The following is a 21,086-nucleotide window of genomic DNA, read 5'->3' on the forward strand; positions in this document are numbered from 1 at the left end:
ATGAAAATTATTAAGCAAATTCTTTGTTATAGCTTGTTATTGAGTACTCAATTAGTTCATGGCCAAGAAAACCAAGAGATGAATGCATTCATAGATGGATTACTGAAAAAGATGACCGTTGAGGAGAAGATCGGGCAACTTAATTTGGTTACAGCAGGTGAAGCAGTCACAGGATCAGTCGTTTCTACAGACGTTGAATCAAAGATAAAAGCTGGAAATATAGGTGGAATATTCAGTATGACTAGTCCAGTTAAAATTAGAAAGGCTCAAGAGATTGCAATTTCGCAGTCCAGATTAAAAATACCAATCATCTTTGGTATGGATGTTATCCATGGATATAAAACTATATTTCCAATTCCTTTGGGATTAGCATCTACATGGGATATGGGATTAATAAGAAAAACTGCAAGAGTTGCAGCTATTGAAGCTACAGCAGATGGCTTGAACTGGACCTTTTCTCCTATGGTCGACATTTCAAGAGATCCACGTTGGGGAAGAATTTCAGAAGGAAGTGGCGAGGATACCTATTTAAGTTCTCGAATTGCTAAGGAGATGGTATTAGGATATCAGGCTGATGATTTGAGCAAGAACAACACTTTAATGGCCTGTGTAAAGCACTTTGCATTATATGGAGCTGCAGAAGCTGGGCGAGATTACCACACGACGGATATGAGTTTACATCGGATGTACAATGAGTATCTTCCTCCTTATAAAGCTGCGATAGATGCTGGCGCGATGTCCATTATGACCTCTTTCAATGACATTAATGGAGTTCCAGCAAGTTCAAACCATTGGTTATTAACAGATTTATTGAGGAAAGATTGGAAATTTAATGGCTTAGTTGTTACCGATTATACAGCAGTAAATGAATTAATAGATCATGGCTTGGGAGATTTGCAGAAAGTATCTGAACTTTCGTTGAAGGCCGGAGTTGATATGGACATGGTTGGCGAAGGATTTCTAACAACACTAAAAAAATCCTTGGATGAAGGAAAAGTAACCGAAGCAGAAATCACGAGGGCTTGTCGCTATGTATTAGAAGCTAAATATCGACTAGGTTTATTTGAGGATCCGTTTCGGTATTGTGATGAGCAAAGGGCAAAAACGGAGATCCTTACCGAAGAACATTTAAAACTGGCAAGGGAAGCAGCAGGAAAATCCTTTGTACTATTAAAAAATGACAAGAATACCCTTCCGTTAAAAAAACAAGGTACGGTTGCAGTGATTGGGCCATTGGCAAATACTGGGTCGAATATGCCCGGAACATGGAGTGTAAGTGCTGATTTAGTAAAAACTCCTTCTTTGGTTGAAGGAATGAAAGCAGCTTTAGGCAAAGAAGTTAATATTGTTAGTCATTTGGGGTCGAATCTTACGGATGATCCAATTTTGCAAGAGCGATCAACAATGTTTGGAAGAACTATTCCAAGAGACGAACGTCCTTCAGATACAATAATAGAGGAAGCCTTGAACATTTCGAGAGATGCAGATGTCATAGTTGCTGCATTAGGAGAAAGTTCTGAAATGAGTGGAGAGAGTTCCAGTAGGACTGATTTAAATATACCGCAAAGTCAAAGGAGGTTATTGGAAGCCTTATTAAAAACGGGGAAACCAATAGTATTGGTATTATTTACTGGGAGGCCATTGACGCTAACCTGGGAGAATGAACATGTACCAGCTATTTTAAATGTATGGTTTGGAGGTACTGAGACTGGAAAAGCAGTTGCGGATGTACTTTTTGGAACGATCAATCCATCTGGAAAATTACCTGCCACTTTTCCTCAAAATGTAGGACAGATTCCTTTGTACTATAGCCATAAAAATACCGGCAGACCATTAGCCAAAGATGCTTGGTTTCAAAAATTCAGATCAAACTATCTGGATGTAAGCAACGAACCCCTATTCCCTTTTGGTTTTGGATTAAGTTATACAACCTTTAAATATGGTCCAATAGAAATGCCTAAGACCAATATGTCCAAAACTGAAAATCTAAAAATCTCTGTCCGAATAGAGAATATTGGGCAGTATGACGGTGAAGAAGTAGTACAACTTTATATTCAGGATTTAGTTGGTAGCCAGACACGTCCGGTCAAAGAGCTTAAAGGTTTTCAGAAAATATTCATCAAGAAAGGTGAGTCTAAGGAAGTAGATTTTATGATTAGCGAAGAAGATTTAAAATTTTATAACCAAGATTTGAAATTTATTTCAGAACCTGGAAAGTTCAAGGTATTTGTCGGAACAAATTCTAGGGATACCGAAGAAGCGGAATTTGAACTCCTAGATTAAAGAAGAGCTTGCATAAGAATAGTACCCTACCTATGAAAAAGAAGGGCTGCAATTTATTTGCAGCCCTTTGTTATTTATTCTGTTTCACTAAAATAATCTACCTCAATAAATTTTTCAAATTCGCTTTCCTGGTCTTGAGCCAATTGAAACTGTTTAACAACACCTGCTATTTTTATTTTTATTTCAGGCAACATACCAGCATCTTTATCGTGAGCGACTAAAACTGAATTACCCGAAGTTTCATCTTTAATTTCATAAACGGTATATGTTTCACTGATTGGGATTAGAGTAAACACATCAATAACTGGAATAGAGATATATCCGCTTACAACACCTTCGCCTTCAATTTTTCTAGGAATGCCAGTAATTAATACGCCAGTACCTGGTTTAATTGATTCGATATCAGTAATTGCGATAAGATTTTCAGGATTATATTTATTAAAGTTGTCTGAAAGTCTATCATCAAATCTACCTTCAATTTCCTGTTGTTCACGCGGAGACAAATTTGCCATTGCCAATTTCAAGAATAAAACCGCTTTTTGTTTTTCCAATCTTGCACCCGCAACCTTTGAAACCTCAGACTGTGAAATCAGATCATCGTCTGCCTGCGTAAAAATATTATAGAATTCGCCGCCATTATCTAATGTTTCTATGGCTTGGCTCGCACTTTTAAATGGGGTTACTTGTTCCATGAAATAGAGTTTTTATGATTTTATTAAATCTACTTATTTTAAAAGAATTTAGCGTACAAATATTGATTTTTAATGTTTTTTAGCATTAATAATATGGGTGATGTGGTGATTGCAATGCCAGGCATAAATTCCGATTGCTGTTTCAATATTTATAATTTTTCCAGATTCGGGATTTTTAAATTCCATTTTTAATTGTTTAGCATCTAAACTTTGGAGCAGCGCAGTCCATCTTTGGTGAAGACCTTCAAGAATTCGGATAGAGCACTCAATAGGCATTAATATACTATCTGCCAATATTGCCCATTTATCTTCTTTATATGGTTTTATTGTAGGTGTATCTTCTGTTAATGCTAATTTAAATCGGATAAAACTATTCATATGGCTATCTGCACAATGATGGATTAGCTGTCTTACTGTCCATCCTCCTTCTCGATAAGAATTTTCTAAGTCTTTTTCATTCAGCTTATTCACCTCATTTTTTAAATACTCTGGAAATTTGGAAATTGTATTAATCCATGTTTCAAGCAATTCCGGACTTATAACTTCTGGTTTTGAGAATTTTCCAATTGGATATCGTAATTTTTCTAGGTTATCTTTCATCATTCGTTTAAATTTTAAATTTAATTAGGTTTATACCAATTCTCTTCAAAATATTGGATATAGGCCATAAATTGCGAATTGGGATCGGCATTATCCATTACGACTTTCTTCCAAGCATCAAAATTCACTTTGTCTTTGGCATGGTAATAACTTTGCGCCATGTTAATTGCCATTTCAGCGATTTGAATTTTATCTGAAGTAAGTTCTATTGCCTTTCTATATATTTTTTCGGCTTCGGGGAGATTATTGAGATGTTTCAATGAAAATCCTAATTCTCGGTAATACCAAAAATTACTAGGATCATTTTCTATAGCTTTATTAAGAACTATCACAGCTTTATAGAAGCTTCCTGTTGCATTATAAGCATATCCGAGTTCAAATTCCAAACCTGGAAAGTGCGGGTCTTCCTCATATGCTTTTTGTAAGATAGGAAGTGCTTTATGACTTGCTCCTGCCCCATTTAGATAGGATGCTTTTTGCACTCTATTTTGGATAAAATCTTGATTAACTGAATAAGCATCGAGCCAATCAGGTTTTTCCGGCAAAGCAAATTGCTTAATTAATTCATCTGACAATATATATACATCAAAGGTATTGACATCCAAACGAATTTTTATATTATTCGTGGTATCCAATCGTGGTAGGCGTTGAAATTTATTTTTTTTTAATTCGACTTCACCTTCATAATTAAAAGTATATCCTGCTTTCGGATCCAGGTAAATAAAACCTAATCCATAGGTGTTTTGATTTTCCTTTTTATTAAACAAAACCCATCTATTCTCCGCATCATAGAATTTCGTGTCGAATGATAATTTCGGGGTCTGTGCATGGACTAGATTACTGAAGATTATGAATAGAAATAGTAGTTTCTTCATTCTAAGCTTTACTTTTCCACTAAAATCGGGAATATATCAGTAATTGTTAAATGCTTTTTGAATTTTAAATGTTTTTAACAACAATTTAAAAAAAACAGTTTTATGTTTCCATAAAACTGTTTGGTACGAATTATAAATTATGATTGTGAATGCTAGTTGTCGGTATAAGGCAGAAAAAGTTCACCATCAGTTACATTAATGATTTTATTGGATCCATCATTTAGCATTATTTTTCCTTTGAAGGTTCCTTTTATATTTTTATCCTTATTTAGTTCTGAAATAACGAATGTGAAATCTTTTGTGTCATTGGCATAATATCTAGTAGTTCCTGTTAACATATATATTGCATCTAGGCTATAAGATTTTGGATCTTCATAGTCGACATCTCCTCCACCCAATATAGTATAAGTACCCGGGGTAATATTACCACCTTCGTTCCAGATTTCAATTAAAAATCCAATTGGAAACTCATTATTTCCAAGCTCTTTATAATTTTTCTCATCAGCACCTAGGGTAATATGTTCTAATCTTCCATCATTCCCACCGCTTTGAAAATTCGTTTGATGTTTAAAGATGATTTCTTTTCCGTCAAATTTAGCTTTGATGTAATAATTTCCATTGTTACCATCTGGTGAGTCACTGTCTTTACTACATGAAGAAAGGGATACAGATGTAGTTAACAAAAGCGTAATTGCAATTAGGAGGTTTAATATTTTATTTTTTTGCATAATGTGATTGTTTAAGGCAAAACTAAGGGATATTTCAGATTGAAAAATTCCATGAAAACAGGTAATATTTGATACCTGTTTTAGAGGGGAAAACTGATTTTTGGTGGATTTAGAAAATAATTAGGCTCATTTTCAGGCTACTAATAATTAAGTTTTGGTAGGAGATTAAAAATTTCTACTTTTGTCGCGGAGAGTTGGCAGAGTGGTCGAATGCGGCGGTCTTGAAAACCGTTAACTGTCACAGGTTCGGGGGTTCGAATCCCTCACTCTCCGCCAAATAAAACAAAGCCCGACGTTAGTCGGGTTTTGTTGTTTCTGGGCTTTTGCCAAACTTGTTTGAGCAAAAGATACAGAAACAACAAAACTGGGAGCGTAGCGATCGGCTTTGTTTTATTTTAAGCCACCCCCAACAAGGGATAGTTCAGGGTTTGAGCGCGGGAATTGTGGGGCTGAACTAATCCCTCAATCTCTGCTTTGCGAACAATAATTCTTACATTACATCAATATATTGCCAATAGGTTGAATTGGTTTTGGAACATCAGTTTCGTCAAACATCTGAAGTAAATCTATTTCTATGGTTCTGCAGATGGAAAGCATTGGAACATCGTTGTATGAGCCTTCAAAAGGGTTTTCTGTATAATCGCCTACCAACTCCATACTTACATAAATCCATCCTACCAAAACAACTAAGGGTACTGAAATCCAAATACCGATGTCGCCTAACTTTGAAAACTCTCCCATCAAACAAAAAGGCAACAAAATGATAAAAATGCAAACGAATACAAAGCTAAGGTTAGCATACAGCCTTGGTAATGGAAATTTTTTGATTCGTTCCGCCTTGCCTTGTTGGTCATAAAAATCGTTAAGCATTTTTTGTAATTCAAGGTGACGAAAATCGTTCAAGAGGTTTTGTTGACGTAATGATGCTAATTGTATTCCTTGCAAATGGATTAGCTCTGTAGCATAGTTAGCGTAATTGGTTTTTCGTACATATTCCTCATCAGTAAGATACTTTTTCAATATGCTGTCTATATCATCGTTTGTATAGATTCCAACACCGTATTTTGTTATATTTCTTTGTCCCCATTTGCCAACCAAACCTTTTTGGGATGCGTGTTCCCATTGTGTGGTCGCCAATAACTGATTACGTAAAGTATATAGCCAAGCGATATGCCTATAAATTAATTGCTGTTTGATTTCTTTTAATTGCAATTCACTCAAAGGATCTTCCCGAATAAGATTACTGATATAATTATCCAGCATATTACCCCAGCTTCTACTACTGTTTACAATAGCGCCCCAAATCTTTCTGGCCTCCCAAACACGGTCGTATGCCTGGTTGTTTTTAAAGCCTACATAAAATGCTACTGCCGTTGCAATAATAGAAGCTGGCAGCCAAGGGATAGCTACTTCTCCAAGGCTCGTGAATTGGTACAGGCAAGCTACACTTACAGCCCAAACTGTAAGCCAGGGAATATGATGACCCGAGAAGAAAAGTATTCCTAAAAAGGACACGTTTTTTTTAACTAACATAGATTGTAATGGTTTATTTTTTTGATAATTTCAAAATATCCTCCGTTTCCAAAATCTGGGTGGGATATCCTTTTGCAACTGCATTTATCATTGCTTTTCCTACTTCTGAAAGTTTGAGAGTTTTTGCAGAAATAAAGGGAGCAATTAGAGGACCCAATATTTTGTACAAAGTCTTTACATTTTTTTGTCCTTTTGTACCTATCATTATTGCGGGGCGGAAATTATACTGACCTTTAAATGGTAATTTCATCAAAGCATTTTCGGTACGGCCTTTTACCCTTGCCCACATCACTTTTCCTTGTTCAGTGCTGTCTGTGCGGTTACCCGAAACATAAATAAATATCATTGAAGGATTGATTGCTGATAACGAAGTGGCAAATGGGACAACAAAGTCATAGGTCTTTTTGGTAAAGCTTTCTTCGTTTTCGCCTACTGAACTTGAACCTGCACAAAAGAAACATCCTTCATATTGCTTTAATACTTCCGAATGATTGTTGATTTCCGAAAAATCTTTCACAATTAGTTCTTTTAGTTTAGGATGAGTCAACTCGTATTTCCTTCTGCCAATTATAAGAATCTCTAATACTGCTGGATTTTCTAAGCACTCAAATAAGACACCTTCGCCTACCATTCCAGTGGCACCTGTTATGATTACTTTCATTTTCTATTTTATTAAATTTCTATTAGTGCTGATTTCTATAAGAAAAGATAATTAATATTTGTTTTAAAGTCCTAATATATTTGCTCAAAAGTTCAATTAATAACAATAAAATCTGATTGTAGTTTTTGCAAAGAAACTTGTGCGAAGTTTAAATCGCTAAATCACAAATAACGAAATTTGAGTTTAAGGGATGTGACTTCTAAGGGGATTGTAAGCGATAAAACAGTATCCAACACTGAAGCGTTGGATGACAAGAGCTTTGGGAGCAGTTGGAACGAAAGTAGATTGGGTAGTAAAATGAATTAAAAGGAATCTAACCGCTGAGTTGTTAAGGTAAGCGAAAAAATAGTTTCCAACGCTAAAGCGTTGGAATGACAAGTTTTTGGCTATACTAAATCCTGTTACAGAATTTCTTGTCTTATGGAAAGAGCTTGATTTATTTTTATTTCTAACTTTAAAAGAACAAAAAACTATCATCAATGCAGCCCACTCATAGCGGATATTCGGAAGTCAACGGACTTAGGATGTATTATGAAATTTATTCTGAAGGATTTCCATTGGTTTTAATACATGGTGGCGGTTCTACCATTCAAAGTAGTTTTGAACGGATAATTCCATTATTGGCGAGTTCCAATCAAATTATTGCAGTGGAATTACAGGCTCATGGAAGGACAGATGACCGAGAATCTGAATTATCTTTCCAACAAGATGCGGATGATGTATTTCGGTTACTGAAAAATTTAAAGATTTCAAAAGCAAATATCCTGGGATTTAGCAATGGAGCTACGACGGCATTGCAGTTGGCTATTAGACAGCCCGAATGCATTGAAAAACTAATATTGTGCTCACCATTAGCAAAAAGAAATGGTGTTCCTTCCTGGTTTTGGGAGTTTATGGGGAATGCTAGTTTGGAAAATATGCCACAACAGTTAAAAGACAGTTATTTAAAGATTGTTGATTCCGAGCAAGGTTTGAAAAATATGCATGATAAAGACGCCAGAAGAATGGTTAATTTTGAGGATATTAATGATGAATTGCTTGAATCGATTGAAATACCAACCTTAATCGTAATAGGTGATCAAGATATTATTAAGCCGGAACATGCATTAGAACTACATGATAAAATAAAGAATTCCAGACTCGCTATTATTCCGGCCACTCATGGAGAATACCTAGGTGAGGTTACAACAATAAGTCCTAATTATTCTGATCGTTTTCTAATTACTGATATGGTAGAGAAATTCTTGAAATATAGTTAGCAATTTCAATGAATACAGCAAAAATAAAAGATGTTATTTAACTTTTACCATTATTATCCAATCACCGGGTATAATTTCAAATTTTAAGGAGTCACCATAAACTTCAAAAGGCATCTCTAATTCACCTTCTTCAAGAATAACTCCTCTTTTTGTTTCCAGATTGAAATTATATGTACCTTCCCAATTATTAGGATCATAAAATCCTTTTAATTTCCCAGCATCAAGAAACTCCAATTTAATTTGTTTTTGATCAGGCGAACCACCTACGTGACCCTTTCCCTCCCATTTGCTATTAATAATTTTAAAATCATCTTCAACATTAAATTCGTCTTTAGCACAGGATGAAAGCGAGAGAGTTAATACAAAAATCGGGAACAAAAGTTTTTTCATGCTATATTTAAATTATAAAACAATATGATTGAATTAAATCAATTTTAATGCCAATGGGGTTATGATAAATATAGATGAACATTATGTTAATGGTTAATTATCACAATAAGGTTTTCAAAACGAAGAACAATTCTGTTACTGGAGAGACTTCCAATGAGACTTTATTTTATTATAAACAAATTGGAAAGATTGTCCATGCGGAATATTTTGGAGGAATGATTAAATATGGACAATTAATAGGAATAGTAAGTGAATATGGTACTATTGAGATGAATTATCATCACATTAACAAGGAAGGAAATATACGGACCGGTATTTGTGAATCCATTCCTGAGATATTAAGCAATGGGAAAATCAGGCTACATGAGAAATGGCAATGGACAAATGGGGATTTATCAAGTGGTAAATCTATCATCGAGGAAGAATAATTTGCATTATTAAATATGTTGCCCTATTATATGGATATTTAAAAGATTTGGATTGATGAATGAAAATATAGAGTCAAAAAAAGAATTAAGAAATTTAATTGAAGCATTTCGCTCAAGTGGGGATTTATCGTTACTTGAACCCTTTAAATTGGACATCAAGCCAACAGAAGACGGTTGGGATTATGATTTAAATGCCTGGTCTAGAACAAAGTTAATATTAGAATTATTTGAAAATAGTCAATATGAAGATAAGCCTTTAATTAAATGGCTGTTAACTGAAGAAATAAATGGGCAGGAATACGAATTACAATATTATACCTTAGATGTTATTGCGTATCTACTTTACAAATACATGGAGAATTCTGATGTATATCAACTTTTCGAATCCAAATTTGCATATGGGAATGTTTTTCATTTAGATGTGGAATTAATTTTTGGATACGATAAAGAAGAAATGAAGCAATTTTTATCAGATCCAAACAATAAACATGAATTTAATCGTGATATTTTATTAACTATTCAAGATTACGAAGGAAATCCAGATGCAAAGTTCAAGACACGTGAGGAGTATATCAATTATTATGAAAACAGGAAAATTGTTCATATAAAAAATGATATTTCTTCCAGTGAAAACAATATGAAGACTGGTAAGTATTAGTTTAGTTCATTTTGAATTTGTTCTAATGATTTACCTTTTGTTTCGGGCATCCTAAGTACGAAGAAGAAAGAAATTACCACCATTAAAGCATAAAACATGAAAATATAAAATCCACCGGACGCTACATTTTCGACTATAATTGGGAAAATCCAAGAGATTATTGCAGCCATGACCCAATGAGTTGTACTACCTAAAGAGGTTCCTTGAGCACGAACAGGATTTGGGAAAATTTCTGATATAAAAACCCAGATAACTGCGCCTTGAGAAAGTGCAAATGATGCGATAAAGCCAATAATATAAAATAATAAGAATTGTGAATCACCAGACTTCAAGCCAAAAGCGGCTAGGACCAAAAAGATGAACATTCCTACTGCCCCACTTAAAAGCAATTTTTTACGACCATATTTATCAATAATGCTCATACCGATCAAAGTAAAAAGTAAGTTAGTCCCACCTATAAAGATAGGTTGCAAGAAAGCGAGTTCCCTACTAAATCCTGCCATTTCAAATATTCTAGGAGCATAATATAAAATAGCGTTGATTCCTGTAAACTGATTAAACACAGCCAAAAGAACGGCATAAATTATAGGCTTTTTATATTTTGATTGAAACAGTGGTTCTTCTTTATTTTTAATTGGCTGATTATCTAAGCTTTCTAAATCAGGGATTGGTTGGTCTAAACTCTTAAAAACTTCTTTGGCTTCCTCTTCCCTATTATTTAATAATAACCAGCGTGGAGAATAAGGAATGGTATTTAATAATAATAAGAATGCTATGGATGGAATTGCCATAATTCCCAACATGTACCTCCATGCATCATCACCAAAATTAGCAAATAAATAATTTGTTAAAAAGGCAATAAAAATTCCACTTACAATCATTATTTGGAACATTCCGGTCATTCTACCACGTAATTGAGCGGGAGCGATTTCAGAAATATATAGTGGACCAACAACGGAACTAACCCCAACAGATATACCCCCTAGGAGTCTAAAAAACAGGAACATATACCAGTTAAAGGATAATCCACATCCAATTGCGGATAAAAGATACATGACAGCTACAACTTGAAGGACTCTTTTTCTGCCATATTTTTGAGCGGGTTTGGCTGCGGCAATGGCACCGAAGATAGTACCAATTAAAGATATAGAAACCGTAAATCCATGCCAGAATGAATTTAAATGCCAAAGTTCTTGAATTATTTTTTCCGCGCCAGAAATGACAGCGGTTTCAAAACCAAAGAGGAATCCCCCTAAGGAAGCAATAAAAACATATTTCCAAATTTTACTCATGGTTTAGGTATTTAGGTTTATTATTTTACTTCAGGGAGCGGGTCAAAATCTACGAGTTTATTAGGGTCATAAATAGCGACGGCTACTTTAGAATCAGCACATCCATAATAGAGATACCATTTGTTTTTGTAAAAGGTCAAGCCCTGAATAAAAACGGTACCATCTTTATACTGACCAGATTTTTCAAAATCTTCCATTGGTCTTAAAAAAGGAACATCTAAACGTTGTAAGACTTCGGTTGGATCAGTACTCGAAAAAAGAACCTGGCCTGCGCTATAGGTTCCTAGATTAAATCTAGGATCAGCTAATTCCTTGCTATCATGATTTTTGCCGTTGTATAAGAGCAATATACCTTTATCAGTCATAACTGCAGGAGGACCACATTCAGTCAAAGCTGAATCAAAATATCCTTCACGGGGAATAATAAATTTAGCTAATTCACCCTCCTCATTCAAAACTGGTTCCCAATTGATTAAGTCAGTAGAAGTTGCACCGGACACTCCATGCTCTCCCCAATACATGAAATAAGATTGACCAACTTTAGTAATGACCAATTTATCACCTTTGATTTTAGTAACAATTGACGCTGACTTATGACCTTCATTAAATACTTTTTTATATTTAGCATTTTTAAAAATTGGCCCATGTTTTTCCCAATTAATTAGATCTTTTGAAGTTGCCACGCCTAGCCTGGGTACATCTCTATTCCATTGGGTATAAAACACAACATAGGTTCCATCTTCAGTCACTGCGAGTCTAGGATCTTCTACTCCACCTGGCCATTCAAATTCTTTTTGATTGTCGTCTTCTGGAAATAGCACTGGTTTTTTGTGTCGAGTAAAGTGAATTCCATCATTGCTTTCAGCTAATCCAAGCCTTGAAGTTCTGAATCCAATACCAATCCCAAACTTATCTTCAGCACGATACAATACATACACTTTCCCATCCTTTACAACAGCACCAGGGTTAAATGTGTCATTTTCTTCCCAACGTACCAGAGAATCGCTCATAGGGTCCATAAAGGTAGTTGTGGAATCAGGTTGAATAATTGGATTTAAATTTTTCGGTCTTTCAAACCCACCTAATGTCCAGACAAAATCTTTTGATCCAGTTACTTCAGTCTTGGTTGAAACACAACCAGTAAGAAGAAATAACAAGGCAATAAAGCAATGATTTAATGACATGTTAGTATTAAAATTTGGTTAGTTTATAACAAAATGATAAATCGCTTTAGCAAAATTGTTTATCTAATATAAGACTAATATTTATTAAAATATACAATGAAGTAAAAAATCAAATTGCTATTACAGAATCATTTACAATGGCATAGATAGTATTATTTACAGTTTTTTTAACTAAATATAATCCAGTAAATTTTCCAAAAGCAGGCATTGTGAGGACTTTATCTTGAAGAAAGAAACAGGGTAATTTAAAGCTTTGCCTTGCCCCTACTTCAATTGAGCAACCAGGGTGAATATGGCCAACAATGTTGTACATATATTGTGGAAGACCAATAATTGGCTCATGAGATAATACGATTCCTTCAGAAAGAACAATCTCCTTAATCACATTGATTTCCATATTGTAAAAGTGATTATCGGAAAGGATATCATGGTTTCCTTTGGTTAAAGTACACTTGATAGCTTGTTTTGATATATGATTGATATAAGATTTAAATTTTTCCCAATCGGCATTCCATTTGGAATGGAAAAGATCACCAAGAAAAACAATTTCGTTAATATCCAATTCATTAATGAGGAGGTTTAATCGTTCTAATTCTTCTTCAATAGCTGGAGAAGGGACAAAAATTCCTTCTTTTCTGAAATGGGATAGTTTTCCAAGATGCCAGTCCGAAATGATTAATTTTTTATATTTAGGGATGTAGATTACTTTTTGAGGTAATAAAAATAATTCTAAACCATTAAGTTCAATTCGCTTAGCCATCTAATAACTGCAACTTTAATTTTTCAAGTCTACTTTGCCAATCTTCGTTGGAATATTTTTCTCTGAAAGATTCAGCAAATATAGGAAATGCGAAAGGAGTTAAATTCTTAGGTTGGGTAAAAATTATTTTATGGTTAGAGATTCTTTCGAATGCCCTTTGCATTCTACCTTCTTCCAGTTGAAAGTCAAAAACTTCATCATAAGCCTCCCTCAGGAGTAGGTTTCCGGGATCATATTCAGAAAATACGGAAAAGAAAAGACCTGCATTTGCCTGAAGATGTTTACTTTTCATTTGTTTACCGGGAAATCCTTGAAATATAAGGCCTGCAATTCCTGCAATATCCCTAAATCTTCTTTTAGCCATTTCTTGGACATTGATGCCGGAGTTAATATCATGGTGTAATTTTTTTGGATTAAAGAGTTCTTTTAGAAAATCCTCATGAATATCAAATTCTGTTTCTGATAACAATTCAATACCATACTCATTAGTTGCAATAGAGAAAGTGGTTGGCTTAATCTGGCTTAATCTATAAGCAATAACTTGAGCCATACCTTCATGTACCAATTTTCCTTCGAACGGATATAAAAAGAGGTGATATCCATGTTTGGTTTCGATATACTCGATTAACAATTCATCTTCCTTGGGTAGTCCAGACAGTTTCGCTTGTTCAAGAAATAGCGGTTGTAGATATTTTATTTCTTCACTAATATTTTGTTTTTTATAAATGCTCTTAAAACTATGGCGGATTGCTAGACCCAAATCAGGTGATATAGCAAATCTACCACCCATCCAAGAAGGAACCACTCCTTTTTTCTTTTCAGAAGCTTTTACAATGGCATCGTTAGCAATTATTTTAACAAGTTCTAATTGTCTACCTGAAAACCAAAATACATCGCCAATATTTAATTTACTAATAAAAGATTCTTCAATTGACCCTAAATATTTTCCAGAAAGGAATTTAACTCTCATCATTAAATCCGAAATGATAGCACCAATAGAAAGTCTATGTCTCATGGCCAGTTTTCGGGAGGTCACTTTATATTTACCGTCAACCAACACCAAGCGATGAAAGTCATCATATGCTTGAAGCGTTGATCCTCCATGAATTAATAAGGACATACATTGATCGAATTCTTCTTGGGAAATAGATTCGAAGCAATGGGTTTGAGCGACTTCCTGAAGGATTTCATCTGCGTAGAATCCGTCACCTACGGCTAAAGTCATTAGATATTGGATTAGTACATCAAATGATCTGACAAAAGGTATTCTGCTTTCTACAATTTTTTCTTTAACAGCATATTTGAGTGAATCACCTTCGATTATTTCCAAGGAATTAGTAGGTACATAATAAATGATAGAAGTTGCATCTGGTCGGTGACCGGATCTACCTGCTCGTTGCAGGAACCTAGCAATACCTTTAGGTGAGCCGACCTGAATAACACAGTCCACAGGTCTAAAATCAACTCCTAAATCCAAACTGCTCGTGCATACAACTGCTTTCAATTTTCCTTCGTGCAAAGCTTCTTCGACCCAATTCCTAACTTCATCACTCAATGAGCCATGATGTATAGCTAATAATCCTGCAAATTCTGGATAATAGGTAATGATTTGTTGATACCAAATTTCAGCTTGAGACCTTGTATTGGTAAAAATTAATGTGGTTTTATATTGATTTATTACATCGATGACTTTATCTAATAATCGAATTCCTAAATGTCCAGCCCAAGGAAACTTTTCAAGGCTGTCTGGAAAAATTGTTTGAATTTCAATTTTCTTACGAATATCAGCTTTAATAAGAATTCCATTATTATCTTGACCTAAGAGGATATCTTTAGCTTCTTCAAGATTTCCAATGGTTGCTGATATTCCCCATATTTTAAGATTGGGATTAATGGCTTTCAATCTGCTGATAGCAAGTTCGATTAAAACACCTCTTTTAGAACCCAAAAGTTCATGCCATTCATCTACAATAATAAATTCTAGGTTTTTAAAATAATCTTGGCCTTCTTTGGTAGCTAATATGAGATGTACACTTTCTGGGGTAGTAATTAATGCTTCGGGAGGATTTTTTCTTTGCCTTTGGCGGTTTGCGGTACTGGTATCACCAGTTCTAAGTTCAATTTCATAATCCAGGTCAAGATCCGCGGACACCTGGGAAGTAGCTTTATGAATTTCTTTAGACAATGCCCTTAAAGGAGTAATCCAAAGGGCATGTAAATGTTTCTTTTTATTCTTTTTGGCGCTCTCCACTTTATTAGAGGAATAGTAATGAGCAATTACTCCGAACCATATTGCGAATGTTTTCCCGTAACCAGTAGGTGCATTCAAAATACCTGACTCGCCTTTTGCTAGTGCTTTCCAACATTTTAATTGAAAGTCATGAGCCTGCCAGCCTTGATTAAAGAACCATACTTCAGCAAATTCGTTTTTCATAGATTAAAAGCAAAAATTGAAATTAAACAATTATCAATATCTAAATAACTTTTTGTAAAGTATTTTGTTATAAAATGTAACTAAGAAAATTTAAAATTATGGCAAATAAACAAGTAGGTATTTTTGTAGGAAGTTTAAGAAAAGAGTCGTTTAACAGGAAAATAGCAAATTATTTAGTCTCTTCATCTCCGGAAGGATTCGAAATGAAGATTTTAGAAATTGGGCAATTACCCTTTTATAATGAAGATTTAGATAATGGGAATCCACCAAAGGAGTTTGTTGATTTTAGAGATGCTGTGAAAGGATTGGATGCAGTATTATTTATTACTCCGGAATATAACCGATCAATTCCAGCAGTTTTAAAAAATGCTATCGATGTAGCATCTCGTCCATATGGAAAAAATATGTGGGATGGTAAACCGGGCGCCGTAATTAGTTCATCAATTGGTGCAATTGGTGGCTTTGGTGCAAATCATATCCTTAGGCAATCATTAGTTTTTATTAATGTATTAGCAATGGCTCAACCTGAAGCTTATATAGGAAATGTAGCGAAGAATTTTGATGATTCAGGCAAATTGACAAATGAAGATTGCCAAAAATTTTTAGATGCTTTTATGAAAGCATTTCATAACTGGATCGAGAAAATATAAAATAGTCCCTTATAGTAATGGGTAAATGTATGTAATTCGGCAGATTGATCCTCAAATCAATCTGCCGATATTTTTATTGGAATTTAATCTCTCCAAAGAATTCAGGGAGGTGAAAATTGGGGGTTTCATTTTTGATATCATTCCATGAAATGAAGTGAGGATTAGGTAATCCGTCCCCGCATTTATAGAAATTAGCATCAAAAGTTTCACCCTGTACATCCATAAATGATTTGCCAAATATTGAAAATGGAATCATTAATATTAGTTTCCAAGTTTTTTTCCCGTTTAAAGTTTTTATTTCAGAAAAGGTATTAACCGTTAAGATCTCCTCTGCGGACAATCTATTTCTTGTTGCCTTATCTGAAGTTCCATAACCAATAAGGCCTGTTCCTAAAACATTAAATTCTGCATTATAATAATGTTTCTTTTGATCGAAGGAAATAAAAAATTCAACACAGCTATCTTCCCAAATATTTTCGTTAGGCCTGATGAATTCAGCTTTTACAAACTCTTCATGAACATCATAATGAATAAAGATTGCTTCTTCATCATAAGCAATTTGAAACCTTGCTTCTGGGATATAAGGATATTCATTTTGCCATGGAGATTTATCAATTTGATTCCAAGGCAAATGTTTCAGTCCATTGGATAAACCTGAGTAATCAAGTTCAACATTTGATAAATTTATTTTACTGACTAGAAGAGCTTTCATACTAATTTGACATTAAATTTTCAGATAGGATTTCTGTTAATTTATCATTGTTAATTTCCAATTCATGCACCAATTTCAATTGAGCTTTGGTTCTAACCAGATTATGTTCGGGATATGCTATTTTATAGTAGGTATCACCATTGATATAATCTGTCAAGAACCTAACAGCTTGCATGTAGGGTAATAAATGAACTGCAGGAATAAGCGAATCAATTTCAGATTCGGTCAAGAATTCCTTGGCCTCAGAGAGGTATCCAGCAGCGAAGGATTGAAATAATGGAATGTTTAATATGATTTTTGAAAGATCTTTTTCATCTTCAGCAGCGGAATTAATAATTGTACGGATGGCATCACCAAAATCATAAGCTACATAGCCTGGCATGACAGTATCCAAGTCAATTACACATTGAACATTATTTTCTTCATCTAACAGTACGTTATTAAACTTTGTGTCGTTATGTGTTATACGTAATGGTAATTTATTAGCGCGTCCTAATTCAAGGATTGTACGCATCTTTTGTTCCCTTTCAAAAATATAGTTCAATAAATCCTGAACATGTTCAACACGACCAACTGGATTGGAGTTTATTGCCTCCTTAAGGTTGTTCATTCTAAATTCAATATTATGGAAGTTAGGAAGAACTTCGACAATTGTTTTAGGATCTAAATCACTGAGTTGTTTTTGGAACTGTCCGAAGGCCATTCCACCTGAATATGCTTGTTCTTGAGTTTCCAAAATATCGTAACTTCTAGTATTTGGTATTAAAATAAATACGCGCCAATACTCTCCATTTTGATCTTTGTAATAGTTTTTATGATCATGAGTTTGAACAATAGTCATTGTTCTTTTAATAACTTCATGATCACCTAAATGGGCTAGTTTTTCCTTTAAATGATTACAAACGATTTCAATATTATTCATCAATCCATCGACATCTTGAAAAATATGGTGGTTTATCCGTTGTAATAAATAAAAGTTATTGTTAGGGCTATTTGTTGTAATTTTAAAAGTGTCGTTGATATGTCCAGAACCAAATGGTATAGACTCTATTATTTCACCTTCAAGTTTAAAATTTTCTGCCGATTTAATGCTGTTTTCAGTTTTCTTGGTTGACATCACTTCACTTTTCATTCAAACTACTTTGTAAGTGAATGCAATATCTATAATAGGAATCAATAAATAAAATATTTTTTGTAATCAAACGGTTGCACAAATTAAAACTATTCAACAAAAAAGAAGATTTAATAATTGTTTAGAACAATGGTTTAAATTGAATTTAAAGCAAATATTGATAAGAAAATTTCGTAATTTGGAGCATCTTTAGCGATTAATACCCTATATGGTCACGGAAATAGTTATTATACTTATACTAATAGTTTTAAATGGAATCTTATCGGCCTCAGAGATAGCGATAGTATCCAGTCGGAAAGCACGCCTACAGGCAGCAAGTGCGAAGAATAACGGTGCTAGAACGGCGCTAGAATTAAAAGAAAATCCAAACAACTTCTTATCAACAGTACAAATCGGAATTACCCTTATAGGAATTTTGACAGGTTTCTTTTCAGGAGGCTCCATTTCGACATTTTTAGCTGAGAAACTTAACAAAATTGAAGCCCTAGCCCCATATAGCAATCAAATTTCCGTGGTTTTAGTAGTTTTAATGATCACATATTTATCACTAGTTATTGGGGAATTGGTTCCAAAACGAATTGGTATGGCCATTCCTGAGAAATACGCTTCAATTATAGCGGTACCAATGAATGTATTAAGTAAAATCGTTAAACCTTTTGTTTGGCTATTAAGCATATCTACTGAATTTATTGTCAAGTTATTTAATATAAAGATTAATCAGAATGCAGTAACTGAAGAAGAAATCAAAGCTTTAGTAGATGAAGGAGTTGATAGTGGAGCTATTGAAGGTATTGAACATGATATGGTAGATCGGGTATTAAGTTTGGGTGATAAGAAAGCTATTAATTTAATGGTTCACCGAAGTAAGATAACCTATTTAGATATCCAGGATTCATTCGAGGAAAATAAAGCATGTATTATCGCTGATGAGCATACCGAATATCCAGTATGTAATGGAAACTTTGACCATGTTGTTGGTGTAGTTCATGTAAAAACATTACTGAAGGAATATTTAACTACGAAAGAAATGGATCTAAGCAAATTGGTAACCCCCATTCCTTTTGTAAATGAAAACACCTATGCCTATAATGTTCTTCAAACATTGAAGTCTTCCAAGGTTCTACAGGCAGTTGTTGTAGACGAGTATGGAAGTCCGCAAGGGATTATTACGATGACGGATATAGTTGCTTCATTGGTTGGAGGGTTTGATTCTCCGGAAACAGAGGAGAAAAAAACGATCAGAAGACGAGAAGATGGTTCTTATGTTATTGACGGTAGTTTCCAATTGGATGATTTTATTGAAATGTTCCATTTAGACTTATCGGAAGATGACGAGGATGAAATTGGTAATTTGACTACTGTTGCCGGATTAGTATTCTTATTATTAGATCATATTCCAGAGGAAGGAGAAAAAGTTGTTTATAAAAACTTAGAGTTCGAGGTTCTTGATATGGATGGACACAGAATTGACAAACTCAGCTTGAAAGTGAAGGACTCACCTTCTGAAGAGACATCCAATATAGATTAATAAACAAGGAAGCGATTAAAAATTTAATCGCTTCTTTGTTTTATGATTTTTAAGAATGAGAATTGATAACTCTTAGCAATTCGTGTTTGGGCTGTAAGCCACTTTGTCTCCAAACTTGGTTGCCATCTTTATATAGAATTAAAGTTGGTACTCCTTGGACCTGAAATTTTGAAGCAACGGCTTGGTTTTTATCAATATCTATTTTAATAATAGAAAGTTTATCTCCAAGTTCATCCTTAACTTCTTTTAAAATTGGTGCCAGCATTTGGCAAGGACCACACCAGGTAGCTGAAAAATCAACTAGTACTAGTGAATTCTTTTGAATAATATCATTGAATGATGCCATTATGATTTGATTATTTTCTAAAATATTCTTTTAAATGTCTTAAGGTATTTCTATTAGTAATTTTTATTCTATTAGAAAATATAAATGACTAGATTGCTATTTGACACACAATTCTTCTAATTCTTCAATATTCCCGTTGAACAGATTTAAGTCTACAGGACCGCGTATGCCTTTGACGGAGCCTTTTTCTGAAAACTGCCAAAAATTCCAATGTTTTTTGGGTTTTTCCACCCAGAAGTTATAATTAGCAATCCAAAGGGTATAATCTGCAAATTCTTTTTCCAAGAAATCCGCAAAATATTTGTCACCTGAATATAAAACAGGCCTTACCTTAAAATGTTTTTCAACCTGAACCAACCATCTTTTCAATCCCGTTTTTAAACTATCCATGGATTGATTTCTTGGCATTTCTTCTATATCCAATACTGGAGGTAGATCCCCAGCCTCTAATTTAACTGTATTAATAAAATTATCGGCCTGTTTGATTGAATTTTCATTTGGTCGGAAATAATGATATGCTCCTCTAAGTTTGTTCTTGCTTTTTATTTGTTTCCAATTGAATTTAAACTTGGAATCCTTTGATTTTTCTCCCATAGTTGCGCGGACAAAAATATAATCTATTGGGAATTCATCGTTAATGGTTAAGACTTCGTCCCATGAAATCGCGCCTTGATATTGGGAAACATCAATTCCAAATATTTTATCATTATGTCTTCGCATTAATTCAATATTACGAATATCATATTTTCCATTATCCTCAGATATGACTTTATCCTTTTCAAACCATTTCACAAAAAGATAAGAAATTCCAGCCCGGTGTTGCCAAGCAAAAATTGATACAACCAATAAAGAAGGAATTGCAATGCTCCAAAAAAGAAAATTCTTTTTCATCTGTTGATCTGAAACCACTTTTTTCTTGACCGTTTTGCGCATTTTTGTCA

Annotated in this window: 21 protein-coding genes and 1 tRNA gene; 7 read left to right on the plus strand and 15 right to left on the minus strand. The window is 34.1% G+C overall.

What is annotated here, in order from left to right:
- On the plus strand, positions 1-2,283 hold the full coding sequence (gene bglX / locus E0Y80_RS14310; protein WP_156308355.1) for a beta-glucosidase BglX: 2,283 nt from the start codon (positions 1-3) through the stop codon (positions 2,281-2,283).
- A gap of 74 nt (positions 2,284-2,357) precedes the next feature.
- On the opposite strand, the gene E0Y80_RS14315 is transcribed toward bglX, so the two are convergent.
- The 4 genes from E0Y80_RS14315 to E0Y80_RS14330 all read right to left on the minus strand — a co-directional run bounded on the left by E0Y80_RS14315 (position 2,358) and on the right by E0Y80_RS14330 (position 5,178).
- Entirely contained in the window at positions 2,358-2,975 is a 618-nt protein-coding gene (locus tag E0Y80_RS14315) for a hypothetical protein (protein ID WP_156308356.1), read from the minus strand.
- Between the two features lie 69 nt (positions 2,976-3,044).
- Positions 3,045-3,578, minus strand: a complete 534-nt coding sequence (locus tag E0Y80_RS14320; protein WP_156308357.1) for a YfiT family bacillithiol transferase — start codon at positions 3,576-3,578, stop codon at positions 3,045-3,047.
- Positions 3,579-3,595: 17 nt separating this feature from the next.
- Positions 3,596-4,450: a tetratricopeptide repeat protein gene (locus E0Y80_RS14325; protein ID WP_156308358.1), complete on the minus strand. Its 855-nt coding sequence runs from the start codon at positions 4,448-4,450 to the stop codon at positions 3,596-3,598.
- A 152-nt stretch (positions 4,451-4,602) separates the two neighbouring features.
- Positions 4,603-5,178 carry a hypothetical protein gene (locus E0Y80_RS14330; protein ID WP_156308359.1) on the minus strand — a complete coding sequence of 192 codons (576 nt, stop codon included), beginning with the start codon at positions 5,176-5,178 and terminating at the stop codon, positions 4,603-4,605.
- A gap of 188 nt (positions 5,179-5,366) precedes the next feature.
- Between E0Y80_RS14330 and E0Y80_RS14335 the strand changes: the two genes are divergently transcribed.
- Positions 5,367-5,454, plus strand: a tRNA-Ser gene (locus E0Y80_RS14335).
- Positions 5,455-5,673: 219 nt separating this feature from the next.
- On the opposite strand, the gene E0Y80_RS14340 is transcribed toward E0Y80_RS14335, so the two are convergent.
- Together E0Y80_RS14340 and E0Y80_RS14345 are read right to left on the minus strand one after the other, a co-directional pair.
- Positions 5,674-6,711, minus strand: coding sequence for a bestrophin family protein (locus tag E0Y80_RS14340; RefSeq protein ID WP_156308360.1), 1,038 nt, complete (start codon positions 6,709-6,711; stop codon positions 5,674-5,676).
- A gap of 13 nt (positions 6,712-6,724) precedes the next feature.
- On the minus strand, positions 6,725-7,372 hold the full coding sequence (locus E0Y80_RS14345) for an NAD-dependent epimerase/dehydratase family protein (protein ID WP_156308361.1): 648 nt from the start codon (positions 7,370-7,372) through the stop codon (positions 6,725-6,727).
- A gap of 479 nt (positions 7,373-7,851) precedes the next feature.
- On the opposite strand from E0Y80_RS14345, the gene E0Y80_RS14350 reads away from it, so the two are divergent.
- Positions 7,852-8,631, plus strand: a complete 780-nt coding sequence (locus E0Y80_RS14350; protein WP_156308362.1) for an alpha/beta fold hydrolase — start codon at positions 7,852-7,854, stop codon at positions 8,629-8,631.
- A gap of 33 nt (positions 8,632-8,664) precedes the next feature.
- Here the strand turns inward: E0Y80_RS14350 and E0Y80_RS14355 are convergent, their stop codons facing one another.
- The gene (locus E0Y80_RS14355) at positions 8,665-9,021 is read right to left on the minus strand and encodes a hypothetical protein (protein WP_156308363.1); all 357 of its coding nucleotides are present in this window, start codon (positions 9,019-9,021) and stop codon (positions 8,665-8,667) included.
- Between the two features lie 89 nt (positions 9,022-9,110).
- Here E0Y80_RS14355 and E0Y80_RS14360 point away from each other — a divergent pair, with 89 nt between their 5' ends.
- Positions 9,111-9,449, plus strand: coding sequence for an avidin-fold protein (locus tag E0Y80_RS14360; protein ID WP_156308364.1), 339 nt, complete (start codon positions 9,111-9,113; stop codon positions 9,447-9,449).
- Positions 9,450-9,504: 55 nt separating this feature from the next.
- Positions 9,505-10,107, plus strand: a complete 603-nt coding sequence (locus E0Y80_RS14365) for a hypothetical protein (protein ID WP_156308365.1) — start codon at positions 9,505-9,507, stop codon at positions 10,105-10,107.
- On the opposite strand, the gene E0Y80_RS14370 is transcribed toward E0Y80_RS14365, so the two are convergent.
- The 4 genes from E0Y80_RS14370 to E0Y80_RS14385 all read right to left on the minus strand — a co-directional run bounded on the left by E0Y80_RS14370 (position 10,104) and on the right by E0Y80_RS14385 (position 15,777).
- Positions 10,104-11,399 carry a sugar porter family MFS transporter gene (locus E0Y80_RS14370; protein ID WP_156308366.1) on the minus strand — a complete coding sequence of 432 codons (1,296 nt, stop codon included), beginning with the start codon at positions 11,397-11,399 and terminating at the stop codon, positions 10,104-10,106. The genes E0Y80_RS14365 and E0Y80_RS14370 overlap by 4 nt on opposite strands.
- Positions 11,400-11,419: 20 nt before the next feature.
- Complete coding sequence (locus tag E0Y80_RS14375; protein WP_156308367.1) at positions 11,420-12,583, minus strand: glycoside hydrolase family 130 protein; 1,164 nt, start codon at positions 12,581-12,583, stop codon at positions 11,420-11,422.
- 109 nt (positions 12,584-12,692) lie between these two features.
- The gene (pdeM, locus tag E0Y80_RS14380) at positions 12,693-13,343 is read right to left on the minus strand and encodes a ligase-associated DNA damage response endonuclease PdeM (RefSeq protein ID WP_156308368.1); all 651 of its coding nucleotides are present in this window, start codon (positions 13,341-13,343) and stop codon (positions 12,693-12,695) included.
- Positions 13,336-15,777, minus strand: a complete 2,442-nt coding sequence (locus E0Y80_RS14385) for a ligase-associated DNA damage response DEXH box helicase (RefSeq protein ID WP_156308369.1) — start codon at positions 15,775-15,777, stop codon at positions 13,336-13,338. The genes pdeM and E0Y80_RS14385 overlap by 8 nt, the downstream gene beginning before the upstream one ends.
- 98 nt (positions 15,778-15,875) lie before the next feature.
- Between E0Y80_RS14385 and E0Y80_RS14390 the strand changes: the two genes are divergently transcribed.
- Positions 15,876-16,427 carry an NADPH-dependent FMN reductase gene (locus E0Y80_RS14390; RefSeq protein WP_156308370.1) on the plus strand — a complete coding sequence of 184 codons (552 nt, stop codon included), beginning with the start codon at positions 15,876-15,878 and terminating at the stop codon, positions 16,425-16,427.
- Between the two features lie 73 nt (positions 16,428-16,500).
- On the opposite strand, the gene E0Y80_RS14395 is transcribed toward E0Y80_RS14390, so the two are convergent.
- Together E0Y80_RS14395 and E0Y80_RS14400 are read right to left on the minus strand one after the other, a co-directional pair.
- Positions 16,501-17,139 carry a carbohydrate-binding family 9-like protein gene (locus E0Y80_RS14395; protein WP_156308371.1) on the minus strand — a complete coding sequence of 213 codons (639 nt, stop codon included), beginning with the start codon at positions 17,137-17,139 and terminating at the stop codon, positions 16,501-16,503.
- Between the two features lies 1 nt (position 17,140).
- On the minus strand, positions 17,141-18,271 hold the full coding sequence (locus E0Y80_RS14400; RefSeq protein WP_231596055.1) for a phosphotransferase enzyme family protein: 1,131 nt from the start codon (positions 18,269-18,271) through the stop codon (positions 17,141-17,143).
- Positions 18,272-18,479: 208 nt separating this feature from the next.
- Between E0Y80_RS14400 and E0Y80_RS14405 the strand changes: the two genes are divergently transcribed.
- Positions 18,480-19,799: a hemolysin family protein gene (locus E0Y80_RS14405; RefSeq protein ID WP_156308373.1), complete on the plus strand. Its 1,320-nt coding sequence runs from the start codon at positions 18,480-18,482 to the stop codon at positions 19,797-19,799.
- A 49-nt stretch (positions 19,800-19,848) separates the two neighbouring features.
- Here E0Y80_RS14405 and trxA read toward each other — a convergent pair whose 3' ends face one another.
- The gene (gene trxA, locus E0Y80_RS14410) at positions 19,849-20,145 is read right to left on the minus strand and encodes a thioredoxin (RefSeq protein ID WP_156308374.1); all 297 of its coding nucleotides are present in this window, start codon (positions 20,143-20,145) and stop codon (positions 19,849-19,851) included.
- 96 nt (positions 20,146-20,241) lie between these two features.
- Complete coding sequence (locus tag E0Y80_RS14415; protein ID WP_156308375.1) at positions 20,242-21,078, minus strand: glycoside hydrolase family 25 protein; 837 nt, start codon at positions 21,076-21,078, stop codon at positions 20,242-20,244.
- Positions 21,079-21,086 lie beyond the last annotated feature (8 nt).

Origin of the sequence: Sphingobacterium endophyticum, from assembly GCF_009733535.1 — a bacterium.
In the GTDB taxonomy this organism is placed as follows: Bacteria; Bacteroidota; Bacteroidia; order Sphingobacteriales; family Sphingobacteriaceae; genus Sphingobacterium; species Sphingobacterium endophyticum.

Excerpts from the sequence above, each read along its gene's own strand:
- bglX (WP_156308355.1), top strand. The coding sequence starts at position 1 with ATGAAAATTATTAAGCAAATTCTTTGTTATAGCTTGTTATTGAGTACT.
- E0Y80_RS14315 (WP_156308356.1), bottom strand. The coding sequence starts at position 2,975 with ATGGAACAAGTAACCCCATTTAAAAGTGCGAGCCAAGCCATAGAAACA.
- E0Y80_RS14320 (WP_156308357.1), bottom strand. The coding sequence starts at position 3,578 with ATGATGAAAGATAACCTAGAAAAATTACGATATCCAATTGGAAAATTC.
- E0Y80_RS14325 (WP_156308358.1), bottom strand. The coding sequence starts at position 4,450 with ATGAAGAAACTACTATTTCTATTCATAATCTTCAGTAATCTAGTCCAT.
- E0Y80_RS14330 (WP_156308359.1), bottom strand. The coding sequence starts at position 5,178 with ATGCAAAAAAATAAAATATTAAACCTCCTAATTGCAATTACGCTTTTG.
- E0Y80_RS14340 (WP_156308360.1), bottom strand. The coding sequence starts at position 6,711 with ATGTTAGTTAAAAAAAACGTGTCCTTTTTAGGAATACTTTTCTTCTCG.
- E0Y80_RS14345 (WP_156308361.1), bottom strand. The coding sequence starts at position 7,372 with ATGAAAGTAATCATAACAGGTGCCACTGGAATGGTAGGCGAAGGTGTC.
- E0Y80_RS14350 (WP_156308362.1), top strand. The coding sequence starts at position 7,852 with ATGCAGCCCACTCATAGCGGATATTCGGAAGTCAACGGACTTAGGATG.
- E0Y80_RS14355 (WP_156308363.1), bottom strand. The coding sequence starts at position 9,021 with ATGAAAAAACTTTTGTTCCCGATTTTTGTATTAACTCTCTCGCTTTCA.
- E0Y80_RS14360 (WP_156308364.1), top strand. The coding sequence starts at position 9,111 with ATGGTTAATTATCACAATAAGGTTTTCAAAACGAAGAACAATTCTGTT.
- E0Y80_RS14365 (WP_156308365.1), top strand. The coding sequence starts at position 9,505 with ATGAATGAAAATATAGAGTCAAAAAAAGAATTAAGAAATTTAATTGAA.
- E0Y80_RS14370 (WP_156308366.1), bottom strand. The coding sequence starts at position 11,399 with ATGAGTAAAATTTGGAAATATGTTTTTATTGCTTCCTTAGGGGGATTC.
- E0Y80_RS14375 (WP_156308367.1), bottom strand. The coding sequence starts at position 12,583 with ATGTCATTAAATCATTGCTTTATTGCCTTGTTATTTCTTCTTACTGGT.
- pdeM (WP_156308368.1), bottom strand. The coding sequence starts at position 13,343 with ATGGCTAAGCGAATTGAACTTAATGGTTTAGAATTATTTTTATTACCT.
- E0Y80_RS14385 (WP_156308369.1), bottom strand. The coding sequence starts at position 15,777 with ATGAAAAACGAATTTGCTGAAGTATGGTTCTTTAATCAAGGCTGGCAG.
- E0Y80_RS14390 (WP_156308370.1), top strand. The coding sequence starts at position 15,876 with ATGGCAAATAAACAAGTAGGTATTTTTGTAGGAAGTTTAAGAAAAGAG.
- E0Y80_RS14395 (WP_156308371.1), bottom strand. The coding sequence starts at position 17,139 with ATGAAAGCTCTTCTAGTCAGTAAAATAAATTTATCAAATGTTGAACTT.
- E0Y80_RS14400 (WP_231596055.1), bottom strand. The coding sequence starts at position 18,271 with ATGAAAAGTGAAGTGATGTCAACCAAGAAAACTGAAAACAGCATTAAA.
- E0Y80_RS14405 (WP_156308373.1), top strand. The coding sequence starts at position 18,480 with ATGGTCACGGAAATAGTTATTATACTTATACTAATAGTTTTAAATGGA.
- trxA (WP_156308374.1), bottom strand. The coding sequence starts at position 20,145 with ATGGCATCATTCAATGATATTATTCAAAAGAATTCACTAGTACTAGTT.
- E0Y80_RS14415 (WP_156308375.1), bottom strand. The coding sequence starts at position 21,078 with ATGCGCAAAACGGTCAAGAAAAAAGTGGTTTCAGATCAACAGATGAAA.